Annotated in this window: 16 protein-coding genes; 11 read left to right on the top strand and 5 right to left on the bottom strand. The window is 45.4% G+C overall.

From position 1 onward, the window contains the following. Positions 1-13: 13 nt before the first annotated feature. The 3 genes from EWU21_RS02405 to EWU21_RS02395 are packed head-to-tail and all read right to left on the bottom strand — an operon-like array spanning position 14 to position 3,400. The gene (locus tag EWU21_RS02405; protein WP_130895202.1) at positions 14-1,552 is read right to left on the bottom strand and encodes a DUF1501 domain-containing protein; all 1,539 of its coding nucleotides are present in this window, start codon (positions 1,550-1,552) and stop codon (positions 14-16) included. 2 nt (positions 1,553-1,554) lie between these two features. After that, positions 1,555-2,925 (bottom strand): DUF1800 domain-containing protein, encoded by a 1,371-nt coding sequence (locus tag EWU21_RS02400; protein WP_130895201.1) that lies wholly within the window; start codon positions 2,923-2,925, stop codon positions 1,555-1,557. A gap of 1 nt (position 2,926) precedes the next feature. Further along, the gene (locus EWU21_RS02395; protein WP_130895200.1) at positions 2,927-3,400 is read right to left on the bottom strand and encodes a hypothetical protein; all 474 of its coding nucleotides are present in this window, start codon (positions 3,398-3,400) and stop codon (positions 2,927-2,929) included. A gap of 152 nt (positions 3,401-3,552) precedes the next feature. Here EWU21_RS02395 and secA point away from each other — a divergent pair, with 152 nt between their 5' ends. Continuing rightward, a complete protein-coding gene (gene secA / locus EWU21_RS02390) occupies positions 3,553-6,906 on the top strand; it encodes a preprotein translocase subunit SecA (protein WP_130895199.1) in 3,354 nt (1,117 codons plus the stop codon). A gap of 172 nt (positions 6,907-7,078) precedes the next feature. On the opposite strand, the gene proB is transcribed toward secA, so the two are convergent. Both proB and aat read right to left on the bottom strand, forming a co-directional pair. After that, on the bottom strand, positions 7,079-8,107 hold the full coding sequence (gene proB, locus EWU21_RS02385; protein WP_130895198.1) for a glutamate 5-kinase: 1,029 nt from the start codon (positions 8,105-8,107) through the stop codon (positions 7,079-7,081). Between the two features lie 13 nt (positions 8,108-8,120). Then, positions 8,121-8,729, bottom strand: coding sequence for a leucyl/phenylalanyl-tRNA--protein transferase (gene aat, locus EWU21_RS02380; protein WP_130895197.1), 609 nt, complete (start codon positions 8,727-8,729; stop codon positions 8,121-8,123). Positions 8,730-8,954: 225 nt separating this feature from the next. Between aat and EWU21_RS02375 the strand changes: the two genes are divergently transcribed. From EWU21_RS02375 to EWU21_RS02330, 10 genes are all read left to right on the top strand, one after another. After that, positions 8,955-9,617 carry a GNAT family N-acetyltransferase gene (locus EWU21_RS02375; protein WP_130895196.1) on the top strand — a complete coding sequence of 221 codons (663 nt, stop codon included), beginning with the start codon at positions 8,955-8,957 and terminating at the stop codon, positions 9,615-9,617. A 7-nt stretch (positions 9,618-9,624) separates the two neighbouring features. Further along, positions 9,625-10,818: an argininosuccinate synthase gene (gene argG / locus EWU21_RS02370; protein WP_130895195.1), complete on the top strand. Its 1,194-nt coding sequence runs from the start codon at positions 9,625-9,627 to the stop codon at positions 10,816-10,818. Between the two features lies 1 nt (position 10,819). Beyond that, positions 10,820-11,761 (top strand): N-acetyl-gamma-glutamyl-phosphate reductase, encoded by a 942-nt coding sequence (gene argC, locus EWU21_RS02365; RefSeq protein WP_130895194.1) that lies wholly within the window; start codon positions 10,820-10,822, stop codon positions 11,759-11,761. A 138-nt stretch (positions 11,762-11,899) separates the two neighbouring features. Beyond that, positions 11,900-13,027 (top strand): aspartate aminotransferase family protein, encoded by a 1,128-nt coding sequence (locus EWU21_RS02360; RefSeq protein WP_130895193.1) that lies wholly within the window; start codon positions 11,900-11,902, stop codon positions 13,025-13,027. A gap of 95 nt (positions 13,028-13,122) precedes the next feature. Beyond that, a complete protein-coding gene (locus EWU21_RS02355) occupies positions 13,123-15,240 on the top strand; it encodes a peptidylprolyl isomerase (RefSeq protein WP_130895192.1) in 2,118 nt (705 codons plus the stop codon). A 62-nt stretch (positions 15,241-15,302) separates the two neighbouring features. Then, entirely contained in the window at positions 15,303-16,961 is a 1,659-nt protein-coding gene (gldG, locus tag EWU21_RS02350) for a gliding motility-associated ABC transporter substrate-binding protein GldG (protein WP_161566462.1), read from the top strand. A 94-nt stretch (positions 16,962-17,055) separates the two neighbouring features. Beyond that, positions 17,056-18,180: a DNA polymerase III subunit beta gene (dnaN, locus tag EWU21_RS02345; RefSeq protein WP_130895190.1), complete on the top strand. Its 1,125-nt coding sequence runs from the start codon at positions 17,056-17,058 to the stop codon at positions 18,178-18,180. Between the two features lie 142 nt (positions 18,181-18,322). After that, complete coding sequence (locus EWU21_RS02340) at positions 18,323-18,736, top strand: thioredoxin family protein (protein WP_130895189.1); 414 nt, start codon at positions 18,323-18,325, stop codon at positions 18,734-18,736. 47 nt (positions 18,737-18,783) lie between these two features. After that, entirely contained in the window at positions 18,784-19,086 is a 303-nt protein-coding gene (locus EWU21_RS02335; protein WP_130895188.1) for a nucleotidyltransferase family protein, read from the top strand. Further along, entirely contained in the window at positions 19,076-19,414 is a 339-nt protein-coding gene (locus EWU21_RS02330; RefSeq protein WP_130895187.1) for a HepT-like ribonuclease domain-containing protein, read from the top strand. Before EWU21_RS02335 ends, EWU21_RS02330 begins: the two co-directional genes overlap by 11 nt. The last annotated feature ends 25 nt before the right edge of the window (positions 19,415-19,439 follow it).

Below are 19,439 nucleotides of genomic sequence, written 5' to 3'. Positions count from 1 at the left end.
TAAGCATCTGATTCTAATTTACTATGATTAATCGTTTGGTAATTCTTGCTCCGGTGGAAGCGGCTAAACTAACTAAATACGTGCCCGCCGGGAATTGCGTTATATCTACTGGATAGGTATAGGTTCCGCTCGGCACTTCGCCGGCGAAAATCGATCCCAGTTTTTGACCTTGCATGTCGAATAAAGCAAGCTCAATGCGCATCGCCTCAAAGGCTGCGAATTGGATTCGAACTTGACCGGAGGCTGGATTAGGCGCTGGATCAAGCAAGGTCACTTTGACACCCGCCTCAGCGATGAGCGGCGAATTCAAGAAGATGGGTAATCGATCAAACGACTTTTTGAAAATACCGGCAGTGCTCGTGGTGGACAAGCCTAAATGATCCGATAAAACGGTGGAATACACTTGACGGTAGTCAAAATTAGGTTTTAAATCGCCGTTGGAATCTAGATTTACTAGATTCGGATTCTCCCCTATTAAGCCTCCGCGTACGGTATTTCCGATGACGAACATAGGAGCTGCCGTTCCGTGGTCGGTTCCGGTGGTGCCGTTTTGGTTCACCCGTCGCCCAAATTCCGAGAAGGTCATCAGGGTGACTTTGTCTGCTTTGTTTTGGGTTTTTAAATCTTTCTGAAAGGCGGTTACCGCATCCGAAATCTGTTTCCACAGATTCGCGTGCTGATTCAATTGATTCGCATGGGTATCAAAACCACCGATCGTGCACAAATAAACAGGGGTCTCGAGTCCTCCTGAGATCAGTTTTGCGACGATACCTAGCTGCTTAGCCAGATTAGTGGCCGGATAGGTAACGGAATTGGCTCCTTTCAAAGCCCCATCTCGAATGACAGTAGAATACTGAATCGAGGTGCTGGAGACCTGTTTTAAAAACGCTAATTCATCCCCCGCTAAGGTTGCCGGAGGAATTTCGTCATCTGATAAAGTGCCAGAGACGAGTTGATAGAAGAGGTTAGGGTCTTCAAAAACGGTGCCAAATCGACCCATGTCCGATTGAAATAAAAGGGATTCCACGGAACCTAATTGGATCGCCATGGGGTGAGCGGGCATCGAAATGGGGTATGCAGGGTATTTTTCAGCCAAATAACGTGCCGCCCAGCCTTCCTCCCAGACAACATTCGCATCCGATCCGGTATTCCAGATGTCGGTGGCGCGGAAGTGGGAACGGTTGGGGTTTGCGTAGCCTACGCTTTGAACTATTGCCACATTTCCTTGATCATACAAGGATTTAATTCCCGTCATCGAAGGATGCAAATACATCCCATTTTTAAGGGCGAGCGCGTCGACTTTTTTGATCGCGATGTCTGGTCTTTTCGCAAAGTACGTATCGTTTTCCGCTGGAATCACCGTATTTAATCCGTCATTCCCCCCAGACAATTGAATGATTACTAACGCATTTCCTGCAGGCACAGAGGCCGCTAAACCAGCAGGCAATGCGGCGTAGGCCTGCCCGGGAATACCCGAAATGCCTAATCCGACCCCTCCCGAAAGAAGCGCCATCCGCCGTAAAAACTCAGACCTAGTTAGTTCCTTCTTCATTTTTAGCAGAGTTGAAATTCAGGTAGGCGCATGACCGCTTTGAAAAATTGCTGCAAATTCACATTAGCTCCTGGAGTGTAGGTAGACCAGTTTTTAACGATGGTTCCACCTAATAGCGTCTCAAGCAAAAAGGCTTTTTTCTTTGCGGTGACCGGAAATTGCAAAAATAAGGCTAACACGTCGTCGACGAATTCCACCGCATTCTCTGAATTCAGGAAAGTTTGCGCATACGGCACCGGAACTAATTTACCTGACACTGCCACCCCATTGTAGCGCTTACCTGTGATTAAGGAATCACTAAATCCACCTCGGTAGGAATAGGTAGTGGACGAAATCCATTCGCGCTGACCCGGCCAGCCCGCCACATCGGGTGGTTGGAAGAGTTGCATTTGAAGGACTTTGGAAAGCTCATACATATTGATGTAATCCGGAGTAGGCAATTCTAATAACTTACAAGCACCCACCATTAATTCCGTCGGGTTTTTGATTTTACTTCCCAGGTAAGCGGGCGTAAAAAATTCTTCCGAACTAAACAGGAACTTAAGTAGCGGTTTTATTTCGTAGTTGTTTGCACGCAAGACAGCGGCCATTTGTAGGACAAAAGCCTCGTTCGGTTTGTAGTAGACGAATTCCTTGTAGAGTTTTCGACAGAGGAATTCCGCCGTGGCTTTTTGTTCAAAAATATGATCCACTAAGGAGTTAATATCGAATTTTGCCGTTTTACCCAATACCGTTACCGAGGATTCGGTATACCAGCGACCAGCCACAAAATTCGCTTTTAAGCCGCTTACTTGCCAGCCAGATAGGACTTTAGCAGCCTGCTTTACATCCGCTTCTGAGTAATTCCCAATCCCCATCGTGAATAATTCCAAAAGCTCTCGGGCATAATTTTCATTCGGTACGGAGCCGCGGGAATTATTTCCATCTAAGTAGATCAACATGGCGGGATCAATGGAGATCTCTTTTACCAGTTGTTTGAAATTGCCAAAAGCATACTTTCTAAACAAGGCATTCTGGGCGTACATGTTTTGGGGATACTGAACCTTATCCCGCTCATTCGCAAAATGATTATGCAGGAAGAGTACCATTTTCTCCTGCATGTTCAGGCCCTCTTTGTACATTAATTTAAACCACCAATAATTAAATTCCCGGTACCAGGTGCCTACCTCGTTCGAGGTGACTTGAGAAGCGGCAGGCGGAGTATTTACCCAGGCGTTCGGAGCTGCGGGAGCCGGAATCTCTTGTAACAGGGCTGCGTCAAGTAGTTCTGAAAACGAGCCGTAGCTCATAGCGACCGATACATCATTCTTCGAATACCCAAAGAGTGTCCTCGCTACTAAGTGCTTCACATGTGTTGAATTCCAGGCGGCCATCTTAGTCGAGGAATTTAATGCGCAAAGTCGTATCCGGCTTGGAAAAACGCTGCACGCGCACATCCAATGAATTCGCGGCTTTCGTTACGCGCTGAGGAACAGCGATCTGATCAAAGAAAACGGGGTCCGCATCCACCAAGTCGATGACCTGTTTTTTACCCTTCTCGCCTTTAATCACGAGATAATAATGGATTTCACTCTTGTATTTTGCGTCGGTATATTTCTTGCGGATGGTTCCATTCCAGGTCATCTCCGTGATTTCATCCGCATCGTTATATACTTTTTGAGACCAAATGTTAGGCAGAAAAATCTGCGCCGCGAAGGCCATTCCGGTCATGGCGATTAAGATAGAGCCAAAGTTCTTGCCAAAAAAGTCATCCTTGTTCGCCGATCCGCCGCCACCCATTCCTCCGAAAAGGGGCATTTTTAATTTTTTACGGGGAGCTCTGCGCGGTGGAACTGGAACGTCTGACATTTTGTTGAGGAGATTAATTTACAAATCAACTAATTTTGATTGGATTCTAACATTTTTTCGGATTAATTTATCGATTATAGTTAGGATAAAAATTCAAATTGGTAAATTGCCTTTTCATTTTTCCAAACGCCTAACAAGCACAGAATATTATAATGATTTCATTCATCAGTAAATCGGTAACGAAAATTTTTGGCACGAAATCAGAGCGCGACATTAAAGCGTTGATGCCTATCGTTGAGAATATAAAAAACGAGTACGCTAAATTAGCCAGCTTGTCCGATGACGAATTACGTGGTAAAACAGCGGAGTTCAAATCGCGCATCGCCGCTTTCTTATCCGATATAGATAATCAAATTACTTCCCTACATACCTCTGCAGAAGAAACAGAAGATGTAGATGCGAAAGACCGTTTTTTCCAAGAAATCGATGCCCTTCAACTAGAGCGTAATACGCGCTTAGAGGTTGTATTGATGGAGATCTTGCCAGAAGCTTTCGCTGTTGTGAAAGAAACTGCACGTCGCTTTACAGAGAACAAACAATTAGTTGTAACAGCAACCGTAGAAGATAAATTCATCGCTTCTAAGAAGAAGAATGTGGTGATTGAGGGGGAGAAAGCCATTTGGAAAAATCAATGGTTAGCCGCTGGAAATGAGATTACCTGGGATATGGTGCACTATGATGTGCAGCTAATCGGGGGTATCGTATTACACCAAGGAAAGATTTCAGAAATGGGTACGGGTGAAGGAAAAACACTCGTTTCCACCCTTCCTACGTATTTAAATGCACTTGCTGGTCGTGGGGTTCACTTAGTAACAGTGAATGATTACTTAGCGAAACGTGACTCCGAATGGAACGCGCCTTTATTTGAATTCCACGGCTTAAAGGTGGATTGCATCGATAAGCACGAGCCGAATACAGAAGAGCGTCGTGTCGCTTATATGGCGGACATTACGTATGGTACGAATAATGAATTTGGCTTTGATTACTTGCGCGACAACATGGCGCGTAGTTTAGAGGATCAAGTCCAAAGACCACACCATTTCGCGATGGTCGATGAGGTCGATTCCGTGTTAATCGATGACGCGAGAACGCCATTGATTATCTCTGGACCGATTCCAAGAGGTGACGAACAAGAGTTTGAAACGTTCCAGCCGCGTATTTTTAAATTAGTAGAAGCGCAGAAGCAGATCGTTCAGAACTTCTTAGTGGAAGCGAAGAAATTAATCGCTGCGGGCGACAAGAAAGAGGGTGGTTTGGCCCTATACCGCGCCTACAAAGGTTTACCTAAGTCGAAGCCATTAATCAAATTCTTGTCCGAAAACGGCATGAAGCAATTAATGAACGAGACGGAAAGTACGTTCCTAGCAGACAACCAAAAGTTGATGCCAGAGGCAGTAGCGCCGTTATTGTTCACGATCGAGGAGAAGAACAACCAGGTAGAGATGACCGAAAAAGGTTTGGAATTCATGAGTGGCAACACCGAGAATCCGAACTTCTTCGTACTACCGGATTTGTCTATTGATTTAAACAAGATAGAGCAAAACAAGGAATTATCTGACGCTGACCGTTTAGGCGCGAAGGAGCAATTGATCCAAGAATACAACGAGAAAGCATCGCGTATTCACACGGTGAGCCAGTTATTGAAGGCCTATACCCTATTCGAGAAGGATACGGAATATATCTTAGTAGATGGCAAGGTGAAGATCGTGGATGAGCAAACGGGTCGTGTAATGGAAGGTCGTCGTTATTCGGATGGCTTGCACCAAGCGATTGAGGCGAAGGAAGGCGTGAATGTAGAAGATGCATCCCAAACCTATGCTACGGTTACCCTCCAAAACTACTTCCGTATGTACCACAAATTAGGTGGTATGACAGGAACGGCGGAGACGGAAGCGGGCGAGTTTTGGACGATCTATAAATTAGATGTCGTTTCAATTCCTACGAATCGTGTCATTCAACGTAAGGACCACGAAGATAAAGTGTACCGCACGGTGCGCGAGAAATACAACGCGGTGGCGGAAGAGATTCAAGAATTAGTAGCGAGCGGACGTCCGGTCTTAGTAGGTACGACTTCGGTGGAGAACTCGGAATTATTGAGTCGCTTGTTAACGATTCGCAAGATTCAACACAATGTATTGAATGCCAAACAACACGCACGCGAGGCAGAAATCGTCGCCGAAGCGGGTCAGTCAGGCAAGGTTACGATCGCTACGAATATGGCGGGTCGTGGTACCGATATTAAACTAAGCCCAGAGTCGAAGGCGGCGGGTGGTCTTGCGATCATTGGTACCGAGCGCCACGAGTCGCGTCGCGTCGATCGCCAATTACGTGGTCGTGCAGGACGTCAAGGGGATGTGGGATCGTCACAATTCTTCGTTTCACTAGAGGATAACTTGATGCGTCTTTTCGGATCAGACCGTATCGCGAAAGTGATGGACCGACTGGGAATGGAAGAAGGCGAAGTGATCCAACACTCGATGATTACCTCATCGATTGAAAGAGCGCAGAAGAAGGTGGAAGAGAATAACTTTGGCATTCGTAAACGTCTATTAGAATACGATGACGTGATGAACTACCAACGTAATGCCATCTACAAACGTCGTCAAAACGCCCTTTTAGGCGAGCGACTATCATTGGATATCGTCAACATCTTGTTCGACGTTTGCCGCGATATTTCGACGCAGTTCACAAGCTACGATGATTTCGAATTGAAAACGATCGAACTTCTTGGAATGGAGCCGCCATTCGATGCGTCAGCGTTCAATAAATTGACTAATGACCAACGAACGGAACAATTATTCCTAGCGGCAGAGCAACATTATAAGTCGAAAAACGAGGTCATCGCCTCTCAGGTCATTCAGGTGGCGCAAGAAGCGAAACAACACGGCTATTCTGGCATTCAAGTGCCGATTAGCAATGGCCAAATGACGACAGGTATCGTCGTAGATGCAGACAAAACGATTTCAACGCAAGGTAAAGAGGTGGTCAAAGAGATGGAGAAATTCATCACCTTATCGCTGATCGACCAAGAGTGGAAAGAGCACTTACGCGAAATGGATGATTTGAAACAATCGGTTCAAAATGCGGTATTCGAACAAAAAGATCCTTTATTGATCTACAAATTCGAATCCGTAAACTTGTTCCAGCGTTTCGTAGCCCGCGTGAACATGGATACCATCAGCTTTGTGATCAAAGCCGAAATTCCAGCGGTTCAACAAACGAATCAGTCTGCTGCCAAAGCACCGAAAGAGAAAGCACCTAAATTGCAAATGAGCAAGGACGATGCGATTTCTTCTCTATTAGGTGGCCTAGCCGGCGCACAAGAGGAATACCACGATCCGTCTACTCCTTCAGTAGAACGCGCGGCACCTCGCCAAGCCATCAAAATTGCAGACCGTAACCAACGCGTGACTGTTCAATACGCTGACGGAAGCATCAAAGAAGATGTGAAGTACAAGACGGTGGAGCAGGATGTGGAGAGCGGGAGAGCGGTGGTGATAGCATAGTCGGCGCGGAGCGCAACTAAGCAAAGTGCAAAGTTCAAAGCAAAAAGTTCAAAGTTGGTTAAAAATGGGACTCAGGTCCCATTTTTAGTTTTAGAAGAAAATGCAAAATATTTCACGAGTTCATACGCGAAGCGGATACCGACTTTGAACTTTTTGCTTTGGTCTTTGAAAATTAGATTAATACGATGTCGTCGGCGTTTGCGACTTCCACTCCACTGCTTGCCCCCTCCAGCTCCGCTTTCGAGCATCTTGCTCTGGCGATTGCGAAAGGTGTTTTAGTGGAATCTAGTAATTCGATGACCTCGCCTTTCATGAAATCGCCGAGTATTTCGGTGATGCCCACGGAAAGGAGGCTTTTGCGGGAGGTGATGGCTTTGACGGCGCCTTTGTCAAGGACGACTTTGCCGGTGATGAGGCTGCCGGCGGCGAGCCATTTTTGGCGGGCGGTTAAGCTGGCTTTGCCTGCTTCGAAGACCGTGCCTATTTTTTCGTGTAAGGCGTCTACGATTCCGCCTGCGTTGTCTAGTCCGAAAATCACGACCTTAATCCCTAAGCGCATGGCTAGGCGGGTGAAGGTGAGTTTCGAGATCATTCCTCCTAATCCGGTGGATGAGGTGTCAGAGGAAACGACGGATAAAGTGGAGGCGTCGATTTTAGGCACGTGGCGGATGATTTCGCCGTTTGCGTCTAAAAGGCCACCTACGGAAGTAGATATTAAAAGTTTTTCTGCGCCAAAGCCGGTCGCGATCAAGGTCGCGAGTTCGTCGTTGTCGGAGAATTTAAGTTCGGTGTTAGAGACGACGTCATTTTCGTTTGCGATGGGAATGACGTTGCTTTTCCAAAGTTCCGTGTAGGTTTCCTTTAATTGGAGGAAAGATTCGCGGCGGGAAAAGTGGTGGCGTTCGCAAAGCGATTGGGCGATGGCGATGCCGTATTTTGAGAAATACTGGTTGTATTTAGCGATGAGGATGGGGTTTCCGATCGCTGCGGCCGCTTTTCGTTCTGAAAGTGTGCCTTTGTAATTGCTTAAAAATGCCTTCCCAGCGGCGACGGCTCCGGAGGAGACGAGGACGATGTGGTAGTCTTTTGTGAGGCTGGAAACTTGTTCAGCGATTTTCTCCAACGTCTGCTCGTTCACCTCCCCGTTCTTGTGGGTGATGGAAGAGGAGCCGAATTTGATGACTAGAATGGGCTTAGACATACCGCAATTTACGTTAAATTGTGGGTTTCTGAAAATGGCAGGTGCTTTTTAGGGCTTTGGCAAGTCTTCTCAGGTAAGCTGAACGCGGAATGTCAACGGCTCCGTAGCGCAAGACGTTATCGTTCATCATCTGCGAATCTAAGAGCTGGTAATTTTGTTCGCGTAGGATTTGGACCAAATAATGAAAGGCAATTTTCGAGGAATTAGAGACAAATGAGAACATCGATTCACCGAAAAAGGCCGCGCCCAAAGCCACTCCATACAATCCTCCCACTAATTTTCCGTCTTGCCAAGCTTCGACCGAATGAGCTAAACCCATCCGATGTAATTCCGTGTAAGCGGCAATCATTTCTTCCGAAATCCAGGTCTCATTCTCCGTGGGACGCGGCAAGGCACAATTACGCATGACTTGTTCGAAACTGGTGTCAATGCGAATTTCGAAGCGCTTTTGATTGATAAAAGGCCGAAGCGATTTAGCGGGCTGGTAACTTTGGATCGGGATTATCGCGCGAGGATCTGGGCTGTACCACAAAATCTCTCCGGTCTCTTCTGCCATGGGAAACACGCCAGACGCATACGCGTAGACGAGTGTTTCTGCAGTAAGTGGCGTAGAAGCGGCCATGAAATAATTTATTGATTATTGGGATTTAAACGAAGATTTCACGAAATTCGACCTTTAAACGCGGTTGTCACGTGACAAAGCTTTGGCAAAACTAAAGAATGGCCTTTATTAAATCAAATTATTACGCTACCTCTCCTCTTCGACGAAGGAGACGATTTATCTTCCGGGTCTGATACCCAGCAGGTTTTTGTGTAATTTGTTTCCTTCTTTTTTTTTCGTCCTTACATGAATAAATATACCGTTCAAGTGGCTAGCGAACAACATTTCGACCTAGCCGAATCCATCTGCCACGAGATGGCTGAATCAGCCAAAGCCCGCGGAACCGGAATTGCCAAGCGTACTCCCGAATACTTACAAGAAAAGATGTCCGAAGGGAAAGCGATCATCGCCACAGATGACGTGGATGGCTCTTTTGTGGGTTTCTGTTACATTGAAACCTGGCAACACGGCAAGTTTGTCGCGAACTCCGGTTTGATCGTCAAGCCTAGCTACCGCCAGTATGGGGTGGCCAAAGCCGTGAAGATGAAAGCCTTCGAATTATCGCGCAGCCGCTATCCAGATGCTAAAATCATTGGTATCACCACGTCCCTAGCGGTGATGAAAATCAACTCGGACTTAGGGTATGAGCCCACGACTTTTGCGGAATTACCGGTAGACGATAATTTTTGGAAAGGCTGCGAGTCTTGTGTGAATTTTGACATCCTAACTAGAACGGAACGCAAGATCTGTTTATGCACGGGAATGATTTATGATCCAGAGAACCCGGATAAGAAAACAACAGAAGAGAAAGATGAGAAGTGGTTATTCTTAAAGAATATCGCCGATTTTACCCGTCTAAAGAAGTTTAAAGAAAAATTACTACTGCCTTTCACGAAGAAAGCAAAATAGAAATAATATGAGCAAGCCTAAAGTAATTCTAGCGTTTAGTGGTGGTTTAGACACCTCCTTTTGTGTGAAATATTTAACGGAAGAGCGCGGCATGGAAGTGCATTCGGCCTTAGTAGACACGGGTGGATTCTCGCCGGCGGAGTTGAAAACGATCGAGAAGAAAGCCTATTCATTAGGTGTGACTTCACACGTGACCTTGGATGTGGTGGAGGAATACTACCAGGATTGTTTGAAGTATTTAGTGTACGGAAACGTCTTAAAAAACAATACCTATCCCCTTTCAGTCTCTGCAGAACGCGTTTTTCAAGCTACGGCAGTCGCTAAGTATGCTGCCAAATTAGGAGCCAAAGCCATCGCGCACGGAAGTACAGGCGCGGGTAACGACCAAGTTCGCTTCGATGTGGTGTTCAGAATCCTAGCACCGGAGTGCGAGGTGATCACGCCTATCCGCGACTTGCAATTATCCAGAGAGGCAGAAATCGAATTCTTAAAATCGAAAGGCGTGGTGCAAGAATGGCACAAGTCGACTTATTCGATCAATAAAGGCCTTTGGGGTACATCCGTAGGTGGAAAAGAAACGTTAACCTCAGATGATTATTTACCAGAAGAGGCTTGGCCTACACAATTAACAAAGACTACTCCTGAGAAAATCAGCTTGCAATTCGAAGCGGGTCAATTAGTCGGTTTAGATGGCAAGAAATTCCCATCAACTGTCGCTGCGATCCGGGAGTTAACGGAAAGAGCAGGTGCTTTCGCGATCGGCCGAGACATCCACGTGGGTGATACGATCATCGGGATTAAGGGACGTGTGGGCTTCGAGGCTCCGGCGCCCTTGATCATCATTAAAGCACACCATTTATTAGAGAAACACGTATTGACGAAGCACCAATTGTATTGGAAACAAAACATCGGTGATATGTACGGAACGCTATTGCACGAAGGTCAATTCCTTGAGCCTGTGATGCGTAATTTCGAAACGTTCTTAGCGGATACGCAAGGAAATGTGACGGGAACGGTTTACGTGACTTTGTCTCCTTACCAATTTATGGTGACGGGAATGAAATCGAAATATGATTTGATGTCGTCTGTTTTTGGGGCGTACGGAGAAATGAACAAAGCGTGGACAGGTGACGACGTGAGAGGATTCTCGAAAATCGCCTCGAATCAAACGATGATCCACCGGAAAGTGAACGAACAATAAGATGGCAAAGATCGGAATCGTTGGGGCCGCAGGCTACACTGGAGGCGAATTACTAAGAATCTTAGTGAATCACCCGGATGTGCATTTGACCTGTATTTTATCGAATTCACAGGCGGGAAAATTGATCTCGGATGTGCACACGGATTTATTGGGCTCTACGCATTTACGTTTTAGTAAAAACCTAACACCCGTAGACGTCCTCTTCTTATGTTCTGGACACGGCGAATCGAAGAAATTCTTAGCCGCGAACGACATTCCTTGGCACACCAAAATCATTGATTTAAGCACGGACTTCCGCGATGAATCCGAAGGCTTTGTCTACGGTTTAGCTGAGTTCCAAAAAGAAAAGATCCAATCCGCGACTAAAATCGCCAACCCTGGCTGTTTCGCCACTTCCATCGAATTAGCCCTTTTGCCTCTAGCGGCAGCCGGTCTAATCACCGAAGACGTGCACGTTTCAGCCATCACCGGTTCAACTGGCGCGGGTCAATCACTTTCGCCTACGAGCCATTTCTCCTGGAGAAATAACAATGTGAGTGTGTATAAGACGTTTACGCACCAGCATTTGGCAGAAATTAAACAGACTTTAGGTACAAAAAAGGCTATCCATTTTATCCCTTACCGCGGCAATTTCTCGCGCGGGATTATGGCAAATGTGTACACGCCTTACAGCGGGACGCAGGAGCAGGCCGAAAAACTATACGAAGATTTCTACGCGAATTCGCCCTTTGTTTTCCTTAGCCCAGCCGCGGTGGATGTGAAGCAAGTGGTGAATACAAACAAGTGTTTTCTTTATTTACAGGTCCATGAAGGCCAAATCCTCATCAGCTCCGTGATCGATAACTTGATCAAAGGTGCCTCCGGCCAAGCGGTTCAGAATATGAATTTGATGCTGGGGTGGGAGGAAGATTTAGGATTAAAGCTTAAATCCATCGGATTTTAGCTTTACAAATACCAAAGAGCAAAGTTCAAAGTTCAAAGTTCGAATCCGCTGCGCGGATGAATTGATGAAATGCCCCCACTGAACTTTACTCTTTGAACTTTGAACTTTGAACTTTGAGCTTTGCTCTTTGAAATTTGAATTATGAACTTATTCAACGTATACCCCCTCTACGACATTGAGCTTGTAAAAGCCAAAGGAAGTACGGTGTGGGACAAAAACGGCCAGGAATACCTGGATTTATATGGTGGTCACGCGGTGATTTCCATCGGACACTCGCATCCTACCTATGTGAAGCGAATGACGGAGCAGCTGAACAATATCGGTTTCTACTCGAATTCGATTATCATTTCGGGTCAGCAGGAGCTGGCGGAAAAGCTGGGTCGCGTGTCTGGATACGAAGATTATACCTTGTTTTTAACGAATTCAGGAGCGGAATCGAATGAGAACGCCTTGAAATTAGCGTCGTTTCATACGGGTCGTAAGAAGGTGGTAGCGTTTTCGAAGGCTTTCCACGGGAGAACGGCTGGGGCGGTGGCGGTGACGGATAATCCGAGCATTGTGGCGCCAATTAATGACACGTCGCATGTGAGTTTCTTGCCATTTAATGGTTTGGAGGGATTGGAAGCGGGGATTACGGAGGAAACGGCGGCGGTGATTGTGGAAGGAATTCAGGGTGTGGGTGGTATTCAGGTGGCGAGTGATGCGTTCTTGCAGGCGTTGAGAAAGCGTTGTGATGAGACGGGGGCGCAATTGATTTTGGACTCGGTGCAGTGTGGCTATGGCCGTTCTGGGCAGTTTTTCTCGCACCAGTTTGCAGGAATTCATCCGGATATGATGACGACTGCCAAAGGTATGGGCAACGGCTTCCCTATCGGTGGCGTATTAATCGCGCCGCATATTCAGGCGAGTTATGGTTTGCTGGGGACGACTTTTGGGGGGAATCACCTGGCTTGTACGGCGGCGAATGTGGTGCTGGATGTGATTCAAGAAGAAAAGTTGATCGAGAATGCATCGAAGGTGGGTGACTATATTCAGAAAGAGCTGAAAGGCATAAACGGAATTACGGAAGTGAGAGGTCGCGGATTGATGATCGGGATTGAGGTAGAGCAGCCTGTAGGGACTGTGAGAGATGCTTTATTATTTAAAGAACACATCTTCTGCGGTTATTCTGGGAAGCACACCTTGCGTCTTTTGCCGAGCTTAGCGATCGATCAAAAAATTGCGGACCAATTTTTACAGAGTTTAAAAACGGTTTTAGCAAATTAACCCTTGCTTTTGAACTAGAAATGTGATTATTTTGCGTTTCTTTGTTCAAAACACAAGAGCAAAATAAAGCGTAAAAACAATTATTTATCCTTATAATGGCATTAATTACAAAAATTAGAGAGAAGTCAGGAGTAGCGGCGGCGGCGATTGCTATCAGTTTAGTATTGTTCCTAGTAGGAAGTGATATTTTCCAAGGTAAATCCTCTTTGTTCGGGTCTAACTCGCAAGAAGTAGGTGAAATCGCTGGAGAGAGCATCCTAATTCAAGATTTCCAAAAGAAAGTAGAAGAAGCTACGCAGAATTACACTGCCCAAACGGGTAAAGGACCATCTGAGCAAGAGGCGAGCATGATTCGTGACCAAGTTTGGAACCAATTAATCTTAGACATCGCTTACAAGAAAGAATTCGATGCCTTAGGAATCAAGGTTTCTGACGAAGAATTAATCGACATGGTGCAAGGAAATAACATCCACCCATCTGTTCGTCAGCAATTCACTAACCCTCAAACGGGTCAATTCGACAAGACTTTCGTGGTTCAGTTCTTGAAGAACTTGAAAACATTGCCTGTAGAGCAACAACAAGCGTGGGATCGTTTTGAGAAGTCTATCTCTCAAGATCGTATCCGTGCGAAATATGAGAACTTGATGCGTATGTCTAACTACGTGACTCAAGCAGATGCAGCGAAGGAATACCAAGCGCAAACGGCGAAGTTCAATTCGAAATTCTTATTTGTTCCGTTCTTCTCTATCCCAGATTCGAGCATTAAGGTGCAAGATTCTCAATTAGAGGAGTATTTAGCGAAGCACAAAGATGAGTTCAAAGGAACGAACACGCGTTCTATCCAATACGCTACGTTCCCAGTAATTCCTACGAAACAAGATACGGTAGAGTTCTATAACTCAATCAAGAAGTTAGCGAAGGATTTAGCGGTAGCCCAAAACGATTCAGCGTTCGCGGTATTGAATTCAGATGTCCGTACTCCATATTTAGTTTCTTACTCAGAAATTCCACAAGCGGTGAAAGAGCAATTACCTACGTTCCAAGTGGGTGGTATCTACGGACCGTTCAAGGAAGGTTTAACGTATTCAATCTACAAATACGGTGGCGTGAAGAAAGATACCTTGTTCACGATGCGTGCTAGCCACATCTTGATCGCACCAGCGAACAAGTCGGATTCAGCGAAGGCGCAAGCGAGAACACGTGCGGAAGGAATTTTGGCACAAATTAAGGGAGGCGCGAGCTTCGAGACTTTGGCCCAAATGAACGGCATGGACGGCACCGCACAACAAGGTGGTGACTTAGGATACTTTAAAAACAACGGTGGAATGGCGAAGTCATTCGAGAAAGCGTTATTCGGTTTCAATGGTGCTGGATTAATGCCAGGTATCGTAGAGACGGAATTTGGTTTCCACGTAGTGAAAGTAACGGACGCGAAAACAAACACGAGCTACAAGTTAGCAGCGATCAACAAAACGATTGCTCCTTCTCAAGCGACGATGGACAAAGTGTTCACGACGGCTGATGCGTTTGCGAATGCAAACGGCAACTTAGCTTCGTTCGAAGTGGCGTTGAAAAAGGACAAAAATTTGATCATGATGCGTGCTGAGCGTTTGACAGAAAATGCTTCTGCGGTAAATAACTTATCGAACGCACGTGAAATCGTACGTTGGGCATTTGATGACAACACAGCGGTAGGCGATGGTTCTAAGAAGGTATTCGAGCAAGATTCTCAATACATCGTGGCTTACGTAACAGGAAAGTCTGAGAAAGACAATGTGAAAGTAGAAGACTTCCGTTTAGAATTAACGGCTTTAGTTCGCAATCAATTGAAAGGCGAAATGATCGCTAAGAAATTAGAGAACAAGAAAGGTTCATTAGAGCAAATCGCACAAGCTTATGGCGCGGGTGCTTTAGTAGAATCGGTTCAAGATATTACGTTAGCTAGTGGTATGTTAAATACGGCTGGTCCTGATGCAGTTGCTTTAGGTCGCATCGCTGGTTTGAAAAACGGTAAGCGTTCGAAAGTATTCGTAGGAGATAACGGTGTGTTTATCGCTGAGAAATTAGGCGGTGCTCCTGCTCCAGCTTTAGCGGATTACTCTAATTTCAAGAACCAAATCCAAATGATGAACACACAACGTTCATCCTTCTACATTAACGAAGCGATTAAAGAAAATGCGAACATTGTAGACAAGCGCTACAAGTTCTACTAGGAATTAGAAATTTCGATTAGAAAAGCATTCTGCAAGGGATGCTTTTCTTGTTTACCACCTATATGAAGACGCACTTAAAACGTTTTAGCGCTTATTACCTCATCGGTATCGGAGTCCTTCTGATGGCGTTGAGCCCTTATGTGCGCGGACGTTTTGACCTGAGCGAGGACGGCAAGTATACGCTGAGTGAGTCGAGTGAGATCATCTTGAATAGCATCGATGCGCCCCTTTTAGTGCAAGTTTATTTAGGTGGGGATGATTTGCCGGGAGGATTTAAACGTCTCCAAAAAGAAACGTTGGACCTACTCGCCGACATGCAATCTAGCGCCAGCGCGAAGATGGAGGTGGAAGTGATCGATGTCTATGACGAATATCCTACGGAAGAGGCGCGCGCTTCTTTGACACAGCAATTAGATTCTTTAGGCATTCCGCCCACTAATTTAGTTCATCAGGAGAATGGCAAGCAGGTACAACAATTAGTTTTTCCGGGTTTGGTTATTTCCAAAGGCGCCTTAAAAACAGGCGTGCTTCTACTGAAAGGAAACAAATTAGCGGGTCCAGAAGAGATTATTAATCAGTCTGTCGAAGGATTAGAATACGAGATCGTGCAAGGGATCCAAACCTTGTTGCCACAAGAGCGCAAGAAGATCGGTTTCTTTGTCGAATATTCGTCTACCCCGGCGATTGCCCAAATCGATCTGGTGAATAGCTTAAAACGCAAGTATGACCTATTCCCGGTGGACTTAGCGGCTTCTCCTACCTTGGACGGCTTGGATGCGATCTGCGTCTTGAATCCGACACGTGAATTCAGCGAATCAGACGCCTATAAAATTGATCAGTTTATCGTCAAAGGTGGTAAGGCCCTGTTCCTGGTGGATGGCGTGAAAATCGATACATTGGAGAACCAAGGTTTAGCCATCAGTCCCCGCAAAACCGGTTTAGAAAATATCCTGTTCCATTATGGTCTACGCATCAATGCGAACCTGGTGAAGGACGCGCAGCTTTCTGGGATGATTCCTTTGAAGGTGGGCAATATGGGCAATAAGCCAAACATCCAGCTGATGCCTTGGCCGTCTTTCCCGTTATTGAATGGAAATCCGAAGAACTTGATCACGAAAAATCTGGATGCGGTTTATGGCCGTTTCGTTTCTACGGTCGATACGATTTCAGGCGTCGCTTTGCGCAAAACGCCTTTATTACGCACCAGTCAGTATACGCAGGTGGCGAAAGCCCCTTCCCTGCTGTCGTTTAGTTCTGCGGGCAAGGATTTTGACCCAGCGGCTTATAATGCGGGGGTTCAGACGGCCGCGTATCTTGTGGAGGGCAAATTCGAGTCTGCCTATAATAATTTAACGCAGGACACGAACTTCGTGGCTTCCAGCGACAAAGAATCTGCGATTCTAGTCGTGGGCGATGGCGATGTGGCCTTGAATGGGGTGGATTATCAGTCGCAGCAGGCGCTGCCGCTGGGTTTTGACCCGTTTATGAAGAATACCTTCGCAAACAAGGACTTTCTGTTGAACGCGTTCACGTATTTAATCGAGGAGAATTCGCCGCTGTTAGCGCGGTCTAAATCGATACAGCTTCGACCTTTAGATAAGGCCAAAATCCAAGCAGACGGCACCTTCTACCAAGTGATTAATATTGCGGTGCCACTTCTTTTTGCGACGTTGCTGAGTTTAGGGGTTGTGTTTTACCGAAAGCGGAAATACAATCGCTAAAAGCTTTGGTAGAAAGCTTAAATTATTTTAACTTCAAGGTTTGAACGACAGCCTGTCGAAAACCCTTTTACACGTATCTTAAAGCTAAATTATAATGAAGTTTCTTGTAGCCTCTAATGTCTTATTAAAGCAATTATCAGCCATCAATGGTGTGGTTGCTAGCAATCCTATCATTCCTATCTTAGAGAACATCTTAGTGGAATTAGAGGGTAATACCTTGATCTTAACGGCATCAGACTTACAAACGGTGATGACGACGCGTTTAGAAGTGGAAGGATTCGAAAACGGATCGATCGCTTTACCAGCGCGTTTATTGTTAGAGACTTTACGTAGCTTACCAGAGCAACCGGTGACGATTTCGGCGGATCAAGCGACTTTTGGCGCTGAGATCTCGACTCAAAACGGTCGTTTCAAATTATCAGGCGAAAACCCTATCGACTTCCCACGTATCCCAGAAGTAGCGAAGAATCAAACGATTTCGTTAACATCTATGGTCTTAGGAGAAGCGATCGCCAATACTTTATTAGCGGTTTCTAACGACGATATGCGTCCAGCGATGACCGGTGTTTTAATCCAAATGATGGGCGATCACACGAACTTTGTAGCCACTGACGGTCACCGTTTAGTGCGTTACCGTCGTAATGACATTCGTCCGGATGCACAGAGTAGTTTGATTTTGCCAAAGAAGGCTTTGGCCCTATTAAAATCCACGCTACCTGCAGATGACACGAACGTAACCGTTGAATTCAGCGCCTCAAACGCTTTCTTCAGCTTCCAAAGCTTCTCCTTAATCTGCCGTATCATCGACGAGCGCTTCCCAGAATACGAGAACGCGATCCCGAAAGAAAACAACGAGATCTTAACGATCAACCGTTTAGAGTTCTTGAGCTCGGTAAAACGTATCTCGATCTACTCGAATAAAACAACCCACCAAATCCGCTTAAAGCTATCTGCGAACAAGTTAACGCTTTCAGCAGAGGACTTGGATTACTCGAACGAGGCGAACGAAGTACTTGCTTGCGACTACGCAGGAAAAGACATGGAGATCGGTTTCAACGCGAAATTAGTTTCTGAATTGTTATCAAACCTTTCTGCGAAATTCGTAGACATCAAATTAAGCGAGCCTAACAAGGCTGGATTAATTATTCCATCGGATCAAGATGAGAATGAGGATATTTTGTTACTTGTGATGCCGGTGATGTTAAATTCATACAATTAATCCTCCGGATTAATTGTATGAATTTAACATAGTCGACAGTCGCTAGTCGATAGTCGACAGTTAAAGAGCAAAGATTATAGAGTAGAGATATAATTTAAAATTTTGCTAGTGACTAGTGACTAGCGACTCCCGACTTAAACCTATGAAATACCTACTAATTGCCCTATTAGCCATCTCGTTAACCACAACTGCGCAAGACGAGCCAGCGGGTGTACGTTTCTTCGAAGGAACTTTCAGACAAGCGATGGCCAAAGCCAAGAAAGAGAACAAAGGCATCATGTTCGATGCGTATACGACTTGGTGTGGTCCTTGTAAGGTATTAAAGTCAAAGGTATTCCCTAATCCAGAATTAGGCGCTTACATCAACGAACACTTCGTGTCTATCGGTGTGGACATGGAAGCGGGAGAAGGCCCAGCCTTAGCGAATATGTATCCATTAGAAGGTTATCCTACGGTCTTCTTTTTAGATGCCTCAGGCAAAGTGAAGAAGAAGGTTCTAGGCCTGCCGCAGGGTGGCGCGAAAGAGCTGCTAGCGATTGCGAAAAGTATTAAATAGTTTGCTTCGGCATTGATTTACGTTAAGTTTACGTTCTAATTCGTATTATGAACACGCTTACAGCATACAAAAATGAAATCAATGCCCTTTGTGCGAACCACAAGGTAAAGAGCTTGTATGCTTTTGGCTCTGTTCTAACGCCTCAATTCAACTCTCATAGTGACATTGATTTACTCGTCGATTTTGATGATGTAAACGTCAATGAATACGCTGACAATTATTTTGATTTCAAGTTCTCCTTACAAGAGATATTCAATCGTCCCATCGATTTACTAGAGGCACAAGCCATCAAGAATCCTTATTTTAAACAAGTCGTTAATCAAACTAAGGAACTTGTTTATGGATATTGAGATAAAGGCGTGGCTGTACGATATATTAAGTTCTATCATGGAAATTGATAGTTTCTTTACTGATATCCCCAAAGAATATTCCAGTTACAGAAATGACATTCGCACCAGAAGAGCGGTCGAAAGAAATATTGAGATCATAGGAGAAGCTTTAAGTAGAATTATGGCCAAAGATACTACTATTGAAATCACCAATTCTCGCAAAATAGTAGACACGAGAAATAGAATTATTCATGGCTATGATTCTGTGTCTGACGAAATTGTCTGGGGTATTGTTATCAACCACCTTCCCATTCTTCAAAAAGAGGTTCAAGAATTATCAGGTGAATAAACAATATATAATTAAAAAGCCCCTT

It is taken from the genome of Aquirufa antheringensis (assembly GCF_004307425.1).
GTDB lineage: Bacteria > Bacteroidota > Bacteroidia > Cytophagales > Spirosomataceae > Aquirufa > Aquirufa antheringensis.
This window is presented reverse-complemented; position numbering and strand designations above follow the sequence as displayed.

Bases quoted from the DNA above. Each gene is read 5' to 3' on its own strand.
- EWU21_RS02405 (WP_130895202.1), bottom strand. From the start codon at position 1,552: ATGAAGAAGGAACTAACTAGGTCTGAGTTTTTACGGCGGATGGCGCTT.
- EWU21_RS02400 (WP_130895201.1), bottom strand. From the start codon at position 2,925: ATGGCCGCCTGGAATTCAACACATGTGAAGCACTTAGTAGCGAGGACA.
- EWU21_RS02395 (WP_130895200.1), bottom strand. From the start codon at position 3,400: ATGTCAGACGTTCCAGTTCCACCGCGCAGAGCTCCCCGTAAAAAATTA.
- secA (WP_130895199.1), top strand. From the start codon at position 3,553: ATGATTTCATTCATCAGTAAATCGGTAACGAAAATTTTTGGCACGAAA.
- proB (WP_130895198.1), bottom strand. From the start codon at position 8,107: ATGTCTAAGCCCATTCTAGTCATCAAATTCGGCTCCTCTTCCATCACC.
- aat (WP_130895197.1), bottom strand. From the start codon at position 8,729: ATGGCCGCTTCTACGCCACTTACTGCAGAAACACTCGTCTACGCGTAT.
- EWU21_RS02375 (WP_130895196.1), top strand. From the start codon at position 8,955: ATGAATAAATATACCGTTCAAGTGGCTAGCGAACAACATTTCGACCTA.
- argG (WP_130895195.1), top strand. From the start codon at position 9,625: ATGAGCAAGCCTAAAGTAATTCTAGCGTTTAGTGGTGGTTTAGACACC.
- argC (WP_130895194.1), top strand. From the start codon at position 10,820: ATGGCAAAGATCGGAATCGTTGGGGCCGCAGGCTACACTGGAGGCGAA.
- EWU21_RS02355 (WP_130895192.1), top strand. From the start codon at position 13,123: ATGGCATTAATTACAAAAATTAGAGAGAAGTCAGGAGTAGCGGCGGCG.
- gldG (WP_161566462.1), top strand. From the start codon at position 15,303: ATGAAGACGCACTTAAAACGTTTTAGCGCTTATTACCTCATCGGTATC.
- dnaN (WP_130895190.1), top strand. From the start codon at position 17,056: ATGAAGTTTCTTGTAGCCTCTAATGTCTTATTAAAGCAATTATCAGCC.
- EWU21_RS02340 (WP_130895189.1), top strand. From the start codon at position 18,323: ATGAAATACCTACTAATTGCCCTATTAGCCATCTCGTTAACCACAACT.
- EWU21_RS02335 (WP_130895188.1), top strand. From the start codon at position 18,784: ATGAACACGCTTACAGCATACAAAAATGAAATCAATGCCCTTTGTGCG.
- EWU21_RS02330 (WP_130895187.1), top strand. From the start codon at position 19,076: ATGGATATTGAGATAAAGGCGTGGCTGTACGATATATTAAGTTCTATC.